This is a genomic window from Pseudomonas sp. FSL W5-0299 (assembly GCF_005930655.1).
Lineage (GTDB): Bacteria > Pseudomonadota > Gammaproteobacteria > Pseudomonadales > Pseudomonadaceae > Aquipseudomonas > Aquipseudomonas mandelii.
Map to the genome: position 1 here is coordinate 1 of NZ_RXHX01000026.1, position 15,797 is coordinate 15,797.

Genomic DNA, 15,797 nt, shown 5'->3' on the forward strand with positions numbered 1-15,797 from the left:
AGCCCCCGCTGAAGCCCCCGCCACCGCCGCCGAAACCTCCACCGCCGAAACCGCCCCCTGAACTGCCTCGGCCACCGCCGCCGCTGGGCAGGATACCGAGCATCTGGCAGACGAAAATCGTCAGGATGAACAGCAACACCAGGAACACGAACACGCCCGGATGGCGGGATACGAAATCGTCGCCCTCATCCCCTCTCGGCTCATAAACCGTCGACGGTTCATCCAGCGGATTGCCGCCCAGCACCACCAGCATCGCGGCGACCCCGTCGCTGATGCCCTTGCTGAAGTTGCCGGTCTTGAACGCTGGCGTGATCACCTGGTTGATGATCACCGAGCTCTGCGCATCGGTCAGGCGATCTTCCAGGCCGTAACCGACTTCGATGCGCAATTTACGATCATCGCGCGCAACGATCAGCAACGCGCCGGTGTTTTTATCCTTCTGGCCGATGCCCCAGTAGCGCCCCAGCTGATAGCCGAAATCGGCAATGTCGGTGCCCTGCAAGTTCGGCAACGTCACCACGACCAACTGCTCGCCCGTGGCTTTTTCATGGGCCTGGAGCTGCTGCGTCAGTTGCTCACGAACCGACGGCTCGATCATCTGGGCGTTATCCACCACCCGTCCGGTCAGCTGCGGAAACTTCAACTCGGCCTGGGCTGTCAGGGCAAACACCCACAGCACCAGCACCAGGCCCACTTTCAACACGCGCATTGGCAACCTCATCCGTGGTGATGCGTCAAGCCGATCAGAACTTCACTTCTGGCGCTTTTTCGGCATCGGGGCTGGTGGCCTCGAAGGTTTCGCGGATCGGCAAATCGCTGTACATCACCGTGTGCCACAGGCGACCCGGGAAGGTGCGGATTTCAGTGTTGTACTTCTGCACCGCGAGGATAAAGTCGCGACGCGCCACGGCGATGCGATTCTCGGTGCCCTCGAGCTGCGATTGCAACGCAAGGAAATTCTGGTTGGCCTTGAGGTCCGGGTAACGTTCGGACACCACCATCAAACGGCTCAAGGCGCCGGTCAGCTGATCCTGCGCCTGCTGGAACTGCTTGAGTTTTTCCGGGTTGTCCAGGGTGCTGGCATCCACCTGGATCGAGGTCGCCTTGGCTCGGGCTTCGATCACCGCGGTCAGGGTTTCTTCCTCATGTTTGGCGTAGCCCTTGACGGTTTCCACCAGGTTGGGGATCAGGTCGGCGCGGCGCTGGTACTGGTTCTGCACCTGGCCCCAGGCAGCCTTGGCCTGTTCGTCGAGGGTAGGAATGTTGTTGATGCCGCAGCCCGCCAGCAGCGTGGTGAGCAACATCAAGGCTGCAACCTGCAGGCTCGACCGAGTGTGGTGTCGTACATTCATCTGGTTGACGCTCCCTTGCACCTTCCGTTGAAAAACAACCAGCGACCTTCTGAGCGGTCTCTTGGGGCATAATCTGCCCCCGCCACTGGATTGCATCGAGCCAATGGGCTAAAAGATGCCCCAGCGCCAAACGCTGCAGAAGTGTGCTGCATTTACCTGAACAACAATAGTCGCTCCCTAAATTTTGGCTGATCGGCGCGTATTCACTGCCGTTTAGGCCTTTGAGAAAACTATTCATGAAGAAGCTGTGTTTGCTGGGCCTGTTCGTCAGCCTGGCCAGTCATACCGTATTGGCCGCCACGACGCCCGCACCTTTGGAGAACAAGGACGCTTTCATCACTGACCTGATGAAACAAATGACCCTCGATGAAAAGATCGGCCAGTTGCGCCTGATCAGCATCGGCCCTGAGATGCCTCGGGAGATGATCCGCAAGGAAATCGCCGCCGGCAACATCGGCGGTACCTTCAATTCGATCACGCGCGCGGAAAACCGTCCGATGCAGGACGCGGCCATGCGCAGCCGGTTGAAGATCCCGATGTTCTTCGCCTATGACGTGATCCACGGTCACCGCACGATTTTCCCAATCCCGATTGCCCTGGCCTCGAGCTGGGACATGGACGCCATCGGTCTGTCCGGGCGCATCGCCGCCAAGGAAGCCGCGGCAGACAGCCTCGACATCACGTTCGCGCCGATGGTCGACATTTCCCGCGACCCACGTTGGGGCCGCACCTCCGAAGGCTTCGGCGAAGACACGTACCTGGTGTCGCGCATTGCCGGCGTGATGGTCCGGGCCTTCCAGGGCACCGGCGCGAACGCGGCCGATAGCATCATGGCCAGCGTCAAGCACTTTGCCCTGTACGGTGCGGTCGAGGGCGGTCGCGACTACAACGTCGTCGACATGAGCCCGGTCAAAATGTACCAGGACTACCTGCCACCGTACCGCGCCGCCATCGACGCGGGCGCGGGTGGCGTGATGGTTGCGCTGAACTCGATCAACGGCGTGCCGGCCACCGCCAACACCTGGCTGATGAACGACCTGCTGCGCAAGGATTGGGGCTTCAAGGGCCTGGCGGTCAGTGACCACGGGGCGATTTTCGAGCTGATCAAGCATGGCGTCGCTCGTGACGGTCGCGAAGCCGCGAAGCTGGCGATCAAGGCCGGCATCGACATGAGCATGAACGACACCCTGTACGGCAAAGAGCTGCCGGGGCTGTTGAAGGCCGGCGAGATCGAACAGAAAGACATCGATAACGCTGTCCGAGAAGTGCTCGCCGCCAAGTACGACATGGGCCTGTTCAAGGACCCGTACCTGCGCATCGGCAAGGCTGAAGACGATCCGGCCGACACCTACGCCGAAAGCCGTCTGCACCGCGCCGAGGCCCGTGACGTCGCGCGCCGCAGCCTGGTGTTGCTGAAGAACCAGGGCGAGACCCTGCCGCTGAAGAAAACCGCGAAGATCGTGCTGGTCGGTCCGTTGGCCAAGGCGCCAATCGACATGATGGGCAGCTGGGCCGCCGCTGGCCGTCCGGCTCAATCGGTCACCTTGTTCGACGGCATGAACGCCGCTGTTTCAGACAAATCGAAGCTGATCTACGCCCGTGGCGCCAATATCACCAGCGACAAGAAAGTGCTGGATTACCTGAACTTCCTCAACTTCGATGCGCCGGAAGTGGTGGATGATCCGCGTTCCGCCCAAGTGCTGATCGACGAAGCGGTGAAGGCCGCCAAAGATGCTGATGTCGTGGTTGCCGCTGTCGGCGAGTCCCGTGGCATGTCCCACGAATCGTCGAGCCGCACCGACCTGAACATCCCGGCCAACCAGCGCGACCTGATCAAGGCGCTGAAAGCCACCGGCAAACCGCTGGTGCTGGTGTTGATGAACGGCCGCCCGCTGTCGATTCTCGAAGAGAAGGAACAGGCTGACGCGATTCTGGAAACCTGGTTCAGCGGCACCGAAGGCGGCAACGCCATCGCGGACGTGCTGTTCGGCGACTACAACCCATCGGGCAAACTGCCGATCACCTTCCCGCGTTCGGTGGGCCAGATTCCGACCTACTACAACCACCTGAGCATTGGCCGGCCGTTCACGCCGGGCAAACCGGGCAACTACACCTCGCAGTATTTCGATGACACCACCGGCCCGCTGTTTCCGTTCGGTTTCGGCCTGAGCTACACCGATTTCAGCCTGAGCGACATGGCCTTGTCGTCGACCACGCTGAACAAGACCGGCAAGCTCGACGCCAGCGTCATGGTGAAAAACACCGGCAAGCGCGACGGCGAAACCGTGGTGCAGCTGTACATCCAGGACGTGACCGGCTCGATGATCCGCCCCGTCAAGGAACTGAAGAACTTCCAGAAAATCACGCTGAAGGCCGGCGAACAGAAAGTCGTGCACTTCACCATCACCGAAGACGACCTGAAGTTCTTCAATGCCCAGCTCAAATACGCAGCGGAGCCAGGCAAGTTCAACGTGCAGATCGGCCTGGATTCCCAGGACGTGACGCAGCAGAGCTTTGAATTGCTGTAACCCCTGACACACCGCAATAAACCTGTGGGAGCGAGCCTGCTCGCGATGAGGGCATAACATTCAACATCTTTGTTGGCTGTTACACCGCCATCGCGAGCAGGCTCGCTCCCACAGTGATTTTGGGTGTGACGACTATCCGCGTCGATCCAGCAGATTCACCACCAGCCGATCCACCCATCCCCAAACCCTTTGCTTGACCCGCCGCCACAGTGGCCGGCTTTGCCATGCCTCCAGGCTCACTTCCTGGCTCTGCGCAAAGTCCTTCTCGAAACTCGCCACTACCGCACGCGTCAACCCTGGGTCTAGCGCTTCAAGGTTGGCTTCCAGATTGAAGCGCAGATTCCAGTGATCGAAATTGCATGAGCCGATGCTCACCCAGTCATCGATCAAGACCATTTTCAGGTGCAGGAAACACGGCTGGTATTCGAAGATCTTCACCCCGGACTTGAGCAATCGCGGGTAATAACGATGCCCGGCGTAGCGCACCGACGGGTGATCGGTGCGTGGCCCGGTCAGCAGCAGACGCACATCGACGCCTCGGCCGGCAGCCCTGCGCAATGAACGGCGGACTTTCCAGGTCGGCAGAAAGTACGGCGTGGCCAGCCAGACCCGCCGCTGACCGCTGTTCAGCGCTCGAATCAGCGATTGCAGGATGTCGCGGTGCTGGCGGGCGTCGGCATAGGCCACCCGCCCCATCCCTTCGCCCATGGACGGCACCCGTGGCAGACGCGGCAGGCCGAAGTGCGCCGCAGGTCTCCAGGCGCGGCGATGGCGGTTGGCGATCCATTGCCGGTCGAACAGCAGCTGCCAGTCGATGACCAAGGGGCCGGTGATTTCCACCATCACTTCATGCCATTCGCTGGTGTCTTCGCCCGGCGTCCAGAACTCGTCCGTGACGCCCGTGCCGCCGACCACCGCCAGACTCTGATCGACCAGCAACAGCTTGCGGTGATCGCGGTAAAAGTTACCGACCCAGCGTCGCCAGCTCAGGCGATTGTAGAAACGCAGTTCCACACCCGCCGCCATCAGGCGCTGACGCAAGGTCAAGGTGAATGCAAGGCTGCCGTAGTCATCGAACAGACAGCGCACACGCACGCCGCGCTCGGCGGCCTGCACCAACGCCTGCACCATGGCCTCGGCACAGGCGCCCGCTTCCACCAGATACAACTCCAGCTCGACCTGTTCTTCGGCGCGGGCAATCGCGACCAACATGCGCGGGAAAAACTCCGGGCCGTCGATCAGCAGTTCAAAGTGGTTGCCTGCACGCCAGGGAAAGATTGCACCGGCCATGTCAGCGCGCCGTGAAAATCAGTACCGCACCCACCGGCACCGACAGGCTGATGGCCGACAATCCAGCGACCTTGCGCAAACTTTCCAGGCCCGGTGCCAGATCGAAGTCTTCGGCATTGATGATAATCGGCTCGAGGGTCACCACCTGGAAGCGCCGGTCATCAAGACGGGTCGCCAGCAGTTCGGCGTTGTATTCGTGGGTTTTACCGTGAAGGTTGACGGTCAGCGGCAAGCGCAGCTCCAGTTGGGCACCGGGCGCGAGATCGCTGATCGGGCGCAGATCGATCTGCGCGGTGATCAGCGCTTCAGGGAAGGTCTGGATCTCAAACAGTTCCTTGCGCATGCGTTCGTCGCGCAGCGGGATGCCGCTGTTCACCGACTCCATCTCGACTTCCACCTCGGCCAGGCCCTTGGGGCTGACTTTGCCGTGCAACACCAGGAAGCGCTGCACTTCGGAAATGTTGGCGTTTTTGGTGCTGATGAAGGACAGCCGAGAGGACTCGCCATCGAGATACCAATTGGCCTCGGCCGACAACGAAGCGCCGGCCAGAAGCAGGAAGGCGAGGGTTTTGGAAAGGGACCGCTTGAACATAGAGACTCATGGGGCAAATAAACCTGAGCGAACCTTAACCGCCCTGAGGCAGGTTGCAAACTCTAATGCCACAACAGCCCTGCACCACAAGTAATTCCAGCGTGTTCAGGGTTGCAGGCGGCAGCCTTGGTGTTCGCCGATCCATTGCGCGCTGTTGCTGCGGCCCATGCCGCTGACGGTCACGCGCTGGCTGGCGGGGTCTTCGGTGAAACCGCTGGTGGGCAACCACTGCTTCACGTAGCGGTGGCAATACTCGGCGTCGTTCTTCATCACGTACCGGCACGAGCAATATTCCTTGGCGGTGTAGCCGCTGATGATGTCGGGGAACGCCCGCAACGCCACTCGCTCCTGCCAGATCCAGCCGAGCAAAGCTATCAGCGCTACTAACATCAGCGCGCTAAACGGTCGGCGACGAACAAAACGGTGGCGGTTCATGGCTGCACCTTCCCGGCAAAGGCCTTGAGCGCGAGCTTGAGCAATTCGTTGTGCTGATAGATCTCGTCGCGGTCATCGCCGTAGCGCACGATCACCAGCTGTTCGCCGGGAATCACGTACATCGCCTGCCCCCAATGGCCCAAAGCGGCAAAGGTGTCGGCCGGAGCATCCGGCCAGGGTCGGGCAGCGCCCTCCACCGCGCGATTGAGCCACCAATGACCGCCGGGGACCGCATCATCCTGATTGGCTTGATAACGGGCGAAGGGTTCGCGGTTGAAGGCGACCCAGTCTTTGGGCAGCAGCTGTCGATCACCCCAACGACCGTCACGCGCCATCAGCAGGCCGACGCGCGCCAGGTCCCGGGCGGTGAGGTAGGCATAAGAGGACGCGACGAAAGTGCCCGTGGCATCGGTTTCCCAGACGGCATGGCGAATTCCTAGCGGCTCGAACAATGCTGTCCATGGATAGTCCGGGTAACGGGCCGGGCCGACGATGGTTTTCAGCGCGGCGGCCAGCAGATTGCTGTCGCCACTGGAGTACCGAAAGGCCTGGCCAGGTTTGGCGTACTCAGCGTGATCGGCGGTGAACGCCGCCATGTCGTGATGCCCCAGGGTGTAGAGCATGGCGACCACCGAGGACTTCAACGGGGCGTATTCGTAGTCTTCCTGCCAGTCCAGGCCTGAAGCCCAGTGCAACAGGTCGGCCAGGGTCATTGCCGGGTGTTTCGCCAACGGTGGGTAAAACCGCACCGCTGGGTCCTCAAGTTTGAAAAGGCCCTCGCCATAGGCCACACCCAGGACCGTGGCCATCAGGCTTTTGCTGATGGACCAGGTCAGGTGCGCGGTGTCGGCCGTGGTCGGGCCGGCGTAGCGTTCGTAGATTAGTTGGCCGTCGCGGATTACCAGCAAGGCATCGGTGCGGATGCCTTTTCGAGTGGTGTCATCGCGAGGCGGAAAGGCGTAAGTCTCCAGGGCTTGAAGTGCGGGGCCGGAGACGTTCGGGCCGGTCGACCATTGCTCGGCGGGCCAGATTTCGGCGTGGGCCGTAAGGCAGAGCAGCAGCGTGAAAATCAGGGGCAAGCCTTTGAACATGGCGGGGGCTCGGCGGGGTGGGCTTGCTGAGCCTAGTCGAGGTTGATGACAGTTTTGGAATGTGTGTCGCCTATGCTGCCGCCTTCGCGGGCAAGCCTCGCTCCTACAGGAGTTCGCGATCCAATATAGGAGCGAGCGGTGCGGCGATCCGACTTGCCCGCGAAGAGGCCCTTGAGCCTTACGACAATCCCGCCAACGCCTTGGCCAATCGCTTGCCTCTGGCCCCCGCCGCCAGATCCATCACACTCTGATCACGCTGCCACATCGCCGCCCAGTGCTGCGGGCCATCAGCCATAGCCTCGTTCAGCTCAGCCTTGAGCCCCTCGAATTGCGCAAACAATCCCCCCAGCAGCACATGCCCGGCCAGATTGTTCGGCGCCTGCCGGCTGACTTCCGCGCACCCGGCCAGCAGCGCCAGCAACCGCAATTGCAGGGCCTGCGGCCAGTCACTGTCCTGCCCCACCCCATACAGCCACGCGGTCATCGCGCTCAATACATAGATGTCTTCCAGCGTGCGGAACGGTTTGACGTAGGCATCCCAGCCATCCCCCGCGAGTAGTTCGCACTGGGCGTTGTCCAGAAACAACCGACCGTGGCTGATGTCCGGCATCAGCGCGATGGCCGGGAGTTTTTCCAGGCGCACGCCCGGTTCATCGGGATAGACCACCGCCAGACTCAAGCGCGGCGTTTCGCCGGACGCTTCACTGCGCGCGGCAACCAGCAGCCAGTCGGCCGCATCGCCAGCGGTGACGAAATCCTTGCGCCCACTCACGCGTAAATCGCTCAGACGCGTCTGCATGTCTGCCACCCGCAGACTGCGCTGTTCGGTGGCACACAACGCGCCGAGGCTCAGCGGCGCGCTCGGCCAGAGCATGCGCAGCGCCGCCTGATAGCCCACCAGAAACGCCAGCCCCGGCGTCGACATCAAACGCCCGCCGACCACCGCCAGTTCCAATGGCGTGACCGTGCCCAACGCGTGCAACAAGGTCGCGAACCCCTCCGCCAGGTCCGGGTTGACGGGCAGGCGATCGCGGCGATTCAACAGGTTTTGCCAGGGCATAAGAGGCTCCTTGTGGGCTGTCATGTAAGCATCACCAAAGCTTCATGGCGATGACACCGGGGCTACATAGCCTGACTTTGCACAACACGGCTGCATAAAGAAAGTCGATCGGCTTTAACCCAAGACGGGTTGACCAGCCCGCACGGAGATTCCCATGACTCAGATCGCCCGCATCAGCGACACCGGCAATGAACGCCGCCTGCAAGCCGAACGCCTGGTGGGCGCCGAGGCCTTGCAGGAAGCCCAGGCCTTGCGCTTCAACGTCTTCAGCGGCGAGTTCAACGCCAAGCTCAAAGGCGCGGAGTTGGGTCTGGACATGGACGACTATGATGTTCACTGCGCCCACATTGGCGTGCGTGACTTGAACACCGGGCGCCTGGTGGCGACCACCCGTTTGCTCGATCACACGGCCGCGAGCAGCCTGGGCAAGTTCTACAGCGAAGAAGAGTTCAGCCTCCATGGTCTGGTCCACTTGAAAGGCCCGATCCTGGAAATCGGCCGCACCTGCGTCGACCCGGCTTATCGCAACGGCGGCACCATCGCGGTGCTCTGGGGCGAACTGGCCGAAGTGCTGAATCAGGGCGGCTACAGCTATTTGATGGGTTGCGCGAGCATTCCGATGCAAGACGGCGGGATTCAGGCCCACGCGATCATGCAGCGTCTGCGGGAACGTTATCTGTGCACCGAACACCTGCGGGCCGAGCCGAAAAAACCCCTGCCGGTCCTGGACCTCCCGTCCAACGTGATCGCCGAAATGCCGCCGCTGCTCAAGGCCTACATGCGTCTGGGCGCGAAGATCTGCGGTGAGCCGTGCTGGGACGAAGACTTCCAGGTCGCCGACGTGTTCATCCTGCTCAAGCGCGACGAACTCTGCCCACGTTATGCCAAGCACTTCAAGGCGGCAGTCTGATGAGCCGGTTGCGGGTGTACGCGCGGATTGCGCGAGTGCTGGTGGTGGTCGCGCTGGGGTTGAGCATGGCCAGCGTGTTCGGGCTTTTCGAGCGGCTGGGCATTGCCCATTCGATGGTCCGCCGCCAACGCTGGTCGCGGTTTTTCATGGCGCGGTTGAGCAACGCCCTGCCCTTTCGCGTGACAGTTCACGGTGAACTGCCGAAGGAGCCGATGCTTTGGGTCAGCAATCACGTGTCGTGGACCGACATTCCGTTGCTGGGCATGCTCACGCCAATGTCGTTTCTGTCCAAGGCCGAAGTGCGCACCTGGCCGGTGGCCGGTTGGTTGGCGGCCAAGGCCGGCAGCCTGTTTATCCGTCGCGGCTCGGGTGACAGCCAGCTGATTCGCAAACAGATGACGCGCCACCTGGCGCAGGCACACCCATTGCTGATGTTCCCTGAAGGCACCACCACCAATGGACGTTCGTTGCGTACCTTTCATGGTCGCTTGTTGTCAGCAGCGATTGATTCTGAAGTGAAGCTGCAGCCGGTGGCGATTCGTTATCTACGTGACGGTGAACTCGACTCACTGGCGCCGTTCATTGGCGATGATGATTTGCTGTCGCACTTGATGCGGTTGTTCGCCAATGATCGCGGGGAAGTGGAAATCAAAGTGCTCAAGCCGATCGCTTGCGAAGGCCGGGAGCGTGCGGCGCTGGCGTTCGAGGCACAGCAGGCGGTGCAGAAATCGTTGTTTGGGGCCATCCCTCAGGCGCAATCGGAACCGCTGCGCCCCGCGATCGCGGCGTGAAACAAATTCCCTGAAGAAACACCAAAAACCTTGTGGGAGCGAGCCTGCTCGCGATAGCGGTTTTACATTCAACAATGATGCTGAATGACACACCGCTATCGCGAGCAGGCTCACTCCTACAAGGGGTTTAGGGTGCTGGGTAGTTTTGGGCGAAATCCTGAAGCTGCGGATAGAACAACCGGAAATCCTCACTGAGCGGTTCGTACAGCCGACGCAATTCCTGCATCGCCCCCGCCAGTTCCTCAGGCCGGGTCAACCGCCGCGAAATCCCCCGCAGCACTTGGTCCAGCACATCAAACTCCTGATAAGACCCCAACCAGTCATTCGCCACCATGTGCGGCGCGATCCTCGCCAACCGCTCCGGCAATTGAGGCTCAGTCGACAGCACCCGATACACATCCGAGGTGAACCGCTCCAGCGGCTGGTCCGAGTAGAGGGTCCAGTCCCGCGCCAGGCAGTGGTCGAAAAACACGTCGAGCACGATCCCGGCGTAACGCCGGCGTGTGGTGGAAAATCGCGACAGCGAGGCATCCACCAACGGATGGCGGTCGGTGAAGACGTCGATGCTGCGATGTAGCTGGATGGCCGCTTCAATCTCCGGGTTGAACTGCCCTTGCAGCCGTCCCTTGACGAAATCGCCATACAGACTGCCGAGCAATTGACCGGGGCGCTGGCCACCGAGGTGAAGATGGGCGAGATAGTTCATGAGCGCAGCTTAGCATTGCGCCTTCGAATGTTGACACTCACCGTATCGTTATAACCCGATATAGCGATTTATGCGCTCATCAGACCAAAATCATATTTGTATATCGCGATCTACCGATTTAAAGTTCGCCACATCGCGATATAGCGTTTTACTCATCACGAGCCCAAACCCATGACCATCGACCTCGACGAAATAATAAAAGCCCTGGCACACCCAGTCCGCCGAGACATCCTCATCTGGCTGAAAGACCCCAAGACCCAGTTCCCGGAACAGATCCACAACCACGAGTACGGCATTTGCGCCGGACAGATCGATCAACGCTGCGGCCTGTCGCAGTCGACCGTGTCCGCCCATTTGGCGACCTTGCAACGTGCGGGACTGATCAGCAGCCAGAAAGCCGGTCAATGGCACTTCTTCAAGCGCAACGAGGACGTGATCCAGGCGTTCCTCGCGGCCATCGTCAAGGAGCTCAGCGCTCCGACAAGGAATTAACCAATGCCCCTCTCGCTTCTCATTCTGGCCTTGAGCGCCTTCGCCATCGGCACCACCGAGTTCGTCATCATGGGCTTGTTGCCCGATGTGGCGGCTGACCTCGGCGTGTCGATCCCGGGCGCTGGCTGGCTGGTGACCGGTTACGCCCTGGGCGTGGCCATCGGTGCGCCGTTCATGGCACTGGCCACCTCCCGATTACCGCGCAAGGCTGCACTGGTAGCGTTGATGGGCATTTTCATCATCGGCAACCTGCTCTGTGCCATGGCGACCGATTACAACGTGCTGATGTTTGCCCGTGTGGTCACGGCCCTCTGCCACGGTGCGTTCTTCGGTATCGGTTCGGTGGTGGCGGCAGGTCTGGTTCCGGCGAACAAACGTGCCTCCGCCGTAGCCTTGATGTTCACCGGCCTGACCCTGGCCAACGTGCTCGGCGTTCCGTTGGGCACCGCGCTCGGTCAGGAAGCCGGCTGGCGCTCGACCTTCTGGGCAGTGACCGTGATTGGTGTGATCGCGTTGATTGGCCTGATTCGCTTCCTGCCGGCCAAGCGCGATGAAGAGAAACTCGACATGCGCGCCGAACTGCGCGCCCTCAAAGGCGCCGGGATCTGGCTGTCGCTGAGCATGACGGCGCTGTTCGCTGCGTCGGTATTCACCCTGTTCACTTATGTCGCCCCGCTGCTCGGTGATGTCACCGGCGTCTCGCCCAAAGGCGTGACCTGGACCCTGATGCTCATCGGCCTGGGCCTGACGGTCGGCAACATCATCGGCGGCAAGCTGGCTGACAAAGGCCTGGCCGCAACGCTGATTGGCGTCTTCATCTCGATGGCCGTGATCTCGACCGTACTGACCTGGACCAGCGTCGCGCTGATCCCGGCCGAAATCACCCTGTTCCTCTGGGCCACCGCGTGCTTCGCCGCCGTCCCCGCCCTGCAAGTGAACGTGGTGACCTACGGCAAGGCCGCGCCGAACCTGGTGTCGACCCTGAACATCGGCGCTTTCAACATCGGCAACGCCTTGGGCGCCTGGGTCGGCGGCAGCGTCATCGCCCACGGTTTCGGCTTGACCAGCGTTCCACTCGCGGCAGCAGCACTGGCAGTACTCGCCCTGCTGGTGACCCTGATTACTTTCCGTCAGCGCGGTAATCCCGAACTGGCCCCTGCTATCAACTGATACTTCACGAGGGTTGTACTTAAATGACGACTATTTTCGATCCGATCAAACTGGGCGACATCGAGCTGGCCAACCGCATCATTATGGCGCCGCTGACCCGCTGCCGCGCCGACGAAGGCCGGGTGCCAAACGCCCTGATGGCCGAATACTACGTACAACGCGCCTCGGCCGGCCTGATCCTCAGCGAAGCCACGTCGGTCACGCCGATGGGCGTCGGCTACCCGGACACTCCGGGTATCTGGTCCAACGATCAGGTGCGTGGCTGGGCTAATGTGACCAAAGCGATCCACGGTGCGGGCGGCAAGATTTTCCTGCAACTGTGGCACGTCGGCCGGGTTTCCCACGAGTCGTACCTGAACGGTGAAGCACCAGTCGCACCGAGCGCCATCCAGCCAAAGGGTCACGTCAGCCTGGTTCGCCCATTGTCCGACTACCCAACCCCGCGCGCACTGGAAACCGCTGAAATCGCCGACATCGTCGACGCCTACCGCACCGGTGCCGAGAACGCCAAGGCTGCCGGTTTTGACGGCGTGGAAATCCACGGTGCCAATGGTTACCTGCTCGATCAGTTCCTGCAAAGCAGCACCAACCAGCGCACCGATAACTACGGTGGTTCCCTGGAAAACCGAGCGCGCCTGTTGCTGGAAGTAACCGACGCCGCAATCGAAGTCTGGGGCGCTGGCCGCGTCGGCGTGCACTTGTCTCCGCGTGCCGACTCCCACGACATGGGCGATGACAACCTGGCCGAGACCTTCACTTACGTCGCTCGCGAACTGGGCAAGCGTGGCATCGCGTTCATTTGCTCCCGTGAGAAAGAAGCCGGCGACAGCCTGGGTCCACAATTGAAAGAAGCGTTCGGCGGCCCGTACATCGTCAACGAACGCTTCACCAAGGACAGCGCCAACGCTTGGCTGGCCAGCGGCAAGGCAGATGCAGTCGCCTTCGGCGTTCCGTTCATTGCCAACCCGGACCTGCCGGCACGCTTGAAGGCGGATGCGCCGCTTAACGAAGCGCGTCCCGAGCTGTTCTACGCCAAGGGGCCCGTGGGTTACATCGACTATCCCGTGATGTAAGCATCTCCCTTGAAATGCAAAAGCCCCGACTCGAAAGAGCCGGGGCTTTTTGTTGCGCCATGTTTATTCACAGGGCTTCACACCGATTCACACGCACGACACAAAATCACTACAAAATACGTAGCTCGCTACCTTTCAACCTGACGAGCGTGCGTATATAAAAGCATCCCGGTGCATTAAGGCGAACATTGAAGGGATCAACGCTCGCCTTAATGGTTGACATAAACGGATCCAATTACGCATTTTGTTTTATTTGCGCAGGCTGGGGCTCAGGCGCAGCATGTCCAATCCTGTATTGACCCATCGCTCGGCTTCGGTGTGCAGTTGAAAACTGTCCGGGGCCAATAGCCACTGGTACAGCATGCCATCGATGTAGGCGTGCAGGCTGATGGCCGCGCGGACTGTGTCGAGGTCCTCAGGCATTTGCCCCCGATTCACCGCATTACTCAGGGCCAGGGCGATTCGCACATTGCAATCGAGGCTGACTTCACGACGCTGCTGACGCAGATCGCACATTTCATCGGTGAATTCGCACTTATGAAACAAAATCTCATTGATGCGTCGGGTCTTCGGATCCAGGGCAACTTGATGAAACAAATGAATCAGCAGTTTGCGCATGCAGCCCAGCGGATCGAGCTCATCTTCGCTTTCACTGGCCCTGGCCATTTCATCCAGCGGCTCTTTCAAGCTATCGAGCATGGCCTGCACCAGATCCGCCTTATTGCTGAAATGCCAGTAGATGGCGCCGCGAGTCACGCCGGCCAGAGTCGCGATGTCCGCCAGCGTAGTGCGCGCCACGCCTCTTTCATAAAAGGCTTTCTCTGCCGCTTCCAGTATCTGGCTGCGGGTTTCTTGAGCTTCCTCTTTGGTACGACGGACCATGGCAGTAAAACCTCAATCGGGATGCTTCAGCGATGTCTGAACAGCCGCTGAACAAAAGTGGGGCGAGCGCTCTTGGGACTCGTCCCCGGCTTACAATTCGAACCTTTGACGGGCGTTGGTAACGGGGTGGATACGCAGTCAAGGTGTTTACAAACAACCATGAACGTAAGTATATTCCTTAGCAAGCTACTTATCCACTCAGCACTCATTTTTTACCCTTTCACATTTCTAGTGCGTTTCTTGCGCGCCTGACCCGAGGATTTTCATGCAATTCAAGCCAGCTGTTACCGCTCTGGTCGCCGCCGTCGCCCTGGCATCACTGCTCAGCGGATGCAAAAAGGAAGAAGCGGCACCCGCCGCACCGCCTCCTCAGGTCGGCGTGGTCACCCTGCAACCTCAAGCCTTTACCCTGACGTCCGAACTGCCGGGGCGCACCAGTGCGTTCCGCATCGCCGAAGTTCGCCCACAGGTCAATGGCATCATTCTCAAACGTCTGTTCAAGGAAGGCGGTGACGTCAAGGCCGGCCAGCAGCTGTATCAGATCGATCCGTCGGTCTATGACGCTACGCTGAAAAGCGCCCAAGCCAACCTGCAACAGACGAAGTCGATCTCGGATCGCTACAAGCAGTTGGTCAACGAACAGGCCGTCAGCCGTCAGGAATACGACACGGCCGTGGCCAACCGCATGCAATCGGAAGCCGCGCTGCAAACCGCTCAGATCAATGTGCGGTACACCAAGGTCTACGCGCCGATTTCCGGCCGCATCGGCCGCTCGAACGTGACCGAGGGTGCGCTGGTCAGCAACGGCCAGGTCGATGCCATGGCGGTGATCCAGCAACTCGATCCGATTTACGTCGACGTCACCCAGTCTTCGGTCGAGCTGCTTGAGCTGCGTCGCGAACTGGAAAGCGGTCGCCTGCAAAAGGCTGGCGACACGGCAGCGGCGGTCAAGCTGACGCTCGAAGACGGCAGCCAGTACAAACAGGAAGGCAAGCTCGAATTCTCCGAAGTCTCGGTTGACCAGACCACCGGCTCCGTGACCTTGCGTGCAGTGTTCCCGAACCCGGATCACACGCTGCTTCCGGGCATGTTCGTACACGCTCAGCTCAAATCCGGTGTGAACGCCGCTGCCATTCTGGCGCCGCAACAAGGCGTAACCCGCGACCTCAAAGGCTCGCCGACCGCACTGGTCGTCGGTGCGGACAACAAGGTCGAACTGCGTCAGCTCAAGGCCAGCCGCACCGTCGGCAACCAATGGCTGATCGAAGACGGCCTGAAGGCCGGCGATCGTCTGATCACCGAAGGACTGCAATTCGTCAAACCTGGCGTCGAAGTCAAAGCCAGTGAAGCGACTAACGTTGGCGCAAAGAACCCGGCCCCCGCACAGGCAGCTGACAAGGCTTCCAGCGGCAAAGGGGAGTAAAC

16 protein-coding genes are annotated in these 15,797 nt (G+C 60.7%); 7 read left to right on the forward strand and 9 right to left on the reverse strand.

The annotated features are described in order from the left end of the window. Nucleotides 1-709 (reverse strand): TPM domain-containing protein (locus tag FHL16_RS24575; RefSeq protein WP_077749542.1); only part of this gene is annotated, 709 nt, incomplete at its 3' end. 34 nt (nucleotides 710-743) lie between these two features. Continuing rightward, nucleotides 744-1,352, reverse strand: coding sequence for a LemA family protein (locus FHL16_RS24580; RefSeq protein WP_010462493.1), 609 nt, complete (start codon nucleotides 1,350-1,352; stop codon nucleotides 744-746). Between the two features lie 236 nt (nucleotides 1,353-1,588). Here FHL16_RS24580 and bglX point away from each other — a divergent pair, with 236 nt between their 5' ends. Next, the gene (bglX, locus tag FHL16_RS24585; protein ID WP_077749543.1) at nucleotides 1,589-3,880 is read left to right on the forward strand and encodes a beta-glucosidase BglX; all 2,292 of its coding nucleotides are present in this window, start codon (nucleotides 1,589-1,591) and stop codon (nucleotides 3,878-3,880) included. 132 nt (nucleotides 3,881-4,012) lie between these two features. Here the strand turns inward: bglX and FHL16_RS24590 are convergent, their stop codons facing one another. The 5 genes from FHL16_RS24590 to FHL16_RS24610 all read right to left on the reverse strand — a co-directional run bounded on the left by FHL16_RS24590 (nucleotide 4,013) and on the right by FHL16_RS24610 (nucleotide 8,348). Continuing rightward, complete coding sequence (locus tag FHL16_RS24590) at nucleotides 4,013-5,170, reverse strand: phospholipase D-like domain-containing protein (protein ID WP_077749544.1); 1,158 nt, start codon at nucleotides 5,168-5,170, stop codon at nucleotides 4,013-4,015. Nucleotide 5,171: 1 nt separating this feature from the next. After that, nucleotides 5,172-5,762 (reverse strand): YceI family protein, encoded by a 591-nt coding sequence (locus tag FHL16_RS24595; RefSeq protein ID WP_010462496.1) that lies wholly within the window; start codon nucleotides 5,760-5,762, stop codon nucleotides 5,172-5,174. A 105-nt stretch (nucleotides 5,763-5,867) separates the two neighbouring features. Then, entirely contained in the window at nucleotides 5,868-6,197 is a 330-nt protein-coding gene (locus FHL16_RS24600) for an amidase (protein WP_077749545.1), read from the reverse strand. Further along, nucleotides 6,194-7,288: a serine hydrolase domain-containing protein gene (locus FHL16_RS24605; protein WP_077749546.1), complete on the reverse strand. Its 1,095-nt coding sequence runs from the start codon at nucleotides 7,286-7,288 to the stop codon at nucleotides 6,194-6,196. The genes FHL16_RS24600 and FHL16_RS24605 overlap by 4 nt, the downstream gene beginning before the upstream one ends. A 178-nt stretch (nucleotides 7,289-7,466) precedes the next feature. Continuing rightward, nucleotides 7,467-8,348 (reverse strand): acyl-CoA dehydrogenase family protein, encoded by an 882-nt coding sequence (locus FHL16_RS24610; RefSeq protein WP_077749547.1) that lies wholly within the window; start codon nucleotides 8,346-8,348, stop codon nucleotides 7,467-7,469. A 154-nt stretch (nucleotides 8,349-8,502) separates the two neighbouring features. Here FHL16_RS24610 and olsB point away from each other — a divergent pair, with 154 nt between their 5' ends. Beyond that, nucleotides 8,503-9,258, forward strand: a complete 756-nt coding sequence (olsB, locus tag FHL16_RS24615) for an L-ornithine N(alpha)-acyltransferase (RefSeq protein ID WP_010462503.1) — start codon at nucleotides 8,503-8,505, stop codon at nucleotides 9,256-9,258. After that, on the forward strand, nucleotides 9,258-10,049 hold the full coding sequence (locus tag FHL16_RS24620; RefSeq protein ID WP_077749548.1) for a lysophospholipid acyltransferase family protein: 792 nt from the start codon (nucleotides 9,258-9,260) through the stop codon (nucleotides 10,047-10,049). The genes olsB and FHL16_RS24620 overlap by 1 nt, the downstream gene beginning before the upstream one ends. Nucleotides 10,050-10,176: 127 nt before the next feature. Here the strand turns inward: FHL16_RS24620 and FHL16_RS24625 are convergent, their stop codons facing one another. Continuing rightward, nucleotides 10,177-10,755, reverse strand: a complete 579-nt coding sequence (locus tag FHL16_RS24625) for an acyl carrier protein phosphodiesterase (RefSeq protein WP_010462507.1) — start codon at nucleotides 10,753-10,755, stop codon at nucleotides 10,177-10,179. A gap of 171 nt (nucleotides 10,756-10,926) precedes the next feature. Here FHL16_RS24625 and FHL16_RS24630 point away from each other — a divergent pair, with 171 nt between their 5' ends. Genes FHL16_RS24630 through FHL16_RS24640 form a run of 3 tightly spaced genes read left to right on the forward strand, consistent with a single transcriptional unit; the run spans nucleotide 10,927 to nucleotide 13,490 of the window. Continuing rightward, nucleotides 10,927-11,247, forward strand: coding sequence for an ArsR/SmtB family transcription factor (locus tag FHL16_RS24630; RefSeq protein ID WP_010462509.1), 321 nt, complete (start codon nucleotides 10,927-10,929; stop codon nucleotides 11,245-11,247). A gap of 3 nt (nucleotides 11,248-11,250) precedes the next feature. Continuing rightward, nucleotides 11,251-12,417, forward strand: coding sequence for an MFS transporter (locus FHL16_RS24635; RefSeq protein ID WP_077749549.1), 1,167 nt, complete (start codon nucleotides 11,251-11,253; stop codon nucleotides 12,415-12,417). 23 nt (nucleotides 12,418-12,440) lie between these two features. Next, complete coding sequence (locus FHL16_RS24640; protein ID WP_010462513.1) at nucleotides 12,441-13,490, forward strand: alkene reductase; 1,050 nt, start codon at nucleotides 12,441-12,443, stop codon at nucleotides 13,488-13,490. Nucleotides 13,491-13,739: 249 nt separating this feature from the next. Here FHL16_RS24640 and emhR read toward each other — a convergent pair whose 3' ends face one another. After that, entirely contained in the window at nucleotides 13,740-14,372 is a 633-nt protein-coding gene (emhR, locus tag FHL16_RS24645) for an efflux system transcriptional repressor EmhR (protein ID WP_010462515.1), read from the reverse strand. Between the two features lie 265 nt (nucleotides 14,373-14,637). On the opposite strand from emhR, the gene FHL16_RS24650 reads away from it, so the two are divergent. Further along, complete coding sequence (locus FHL16_RS24650) at nucleotides 14,638-15,795, forward strand: efflux RND transporter periplasmic adaptor subunit (RefSeq protein WP_010462517.1); 1,158 nt, start codon at nucleotides 14,638-14,640, stop codon at nucleotides 15,793-15,795. Nucleotides 15,796-15,797: the final 2 nt, after the last annotated feature.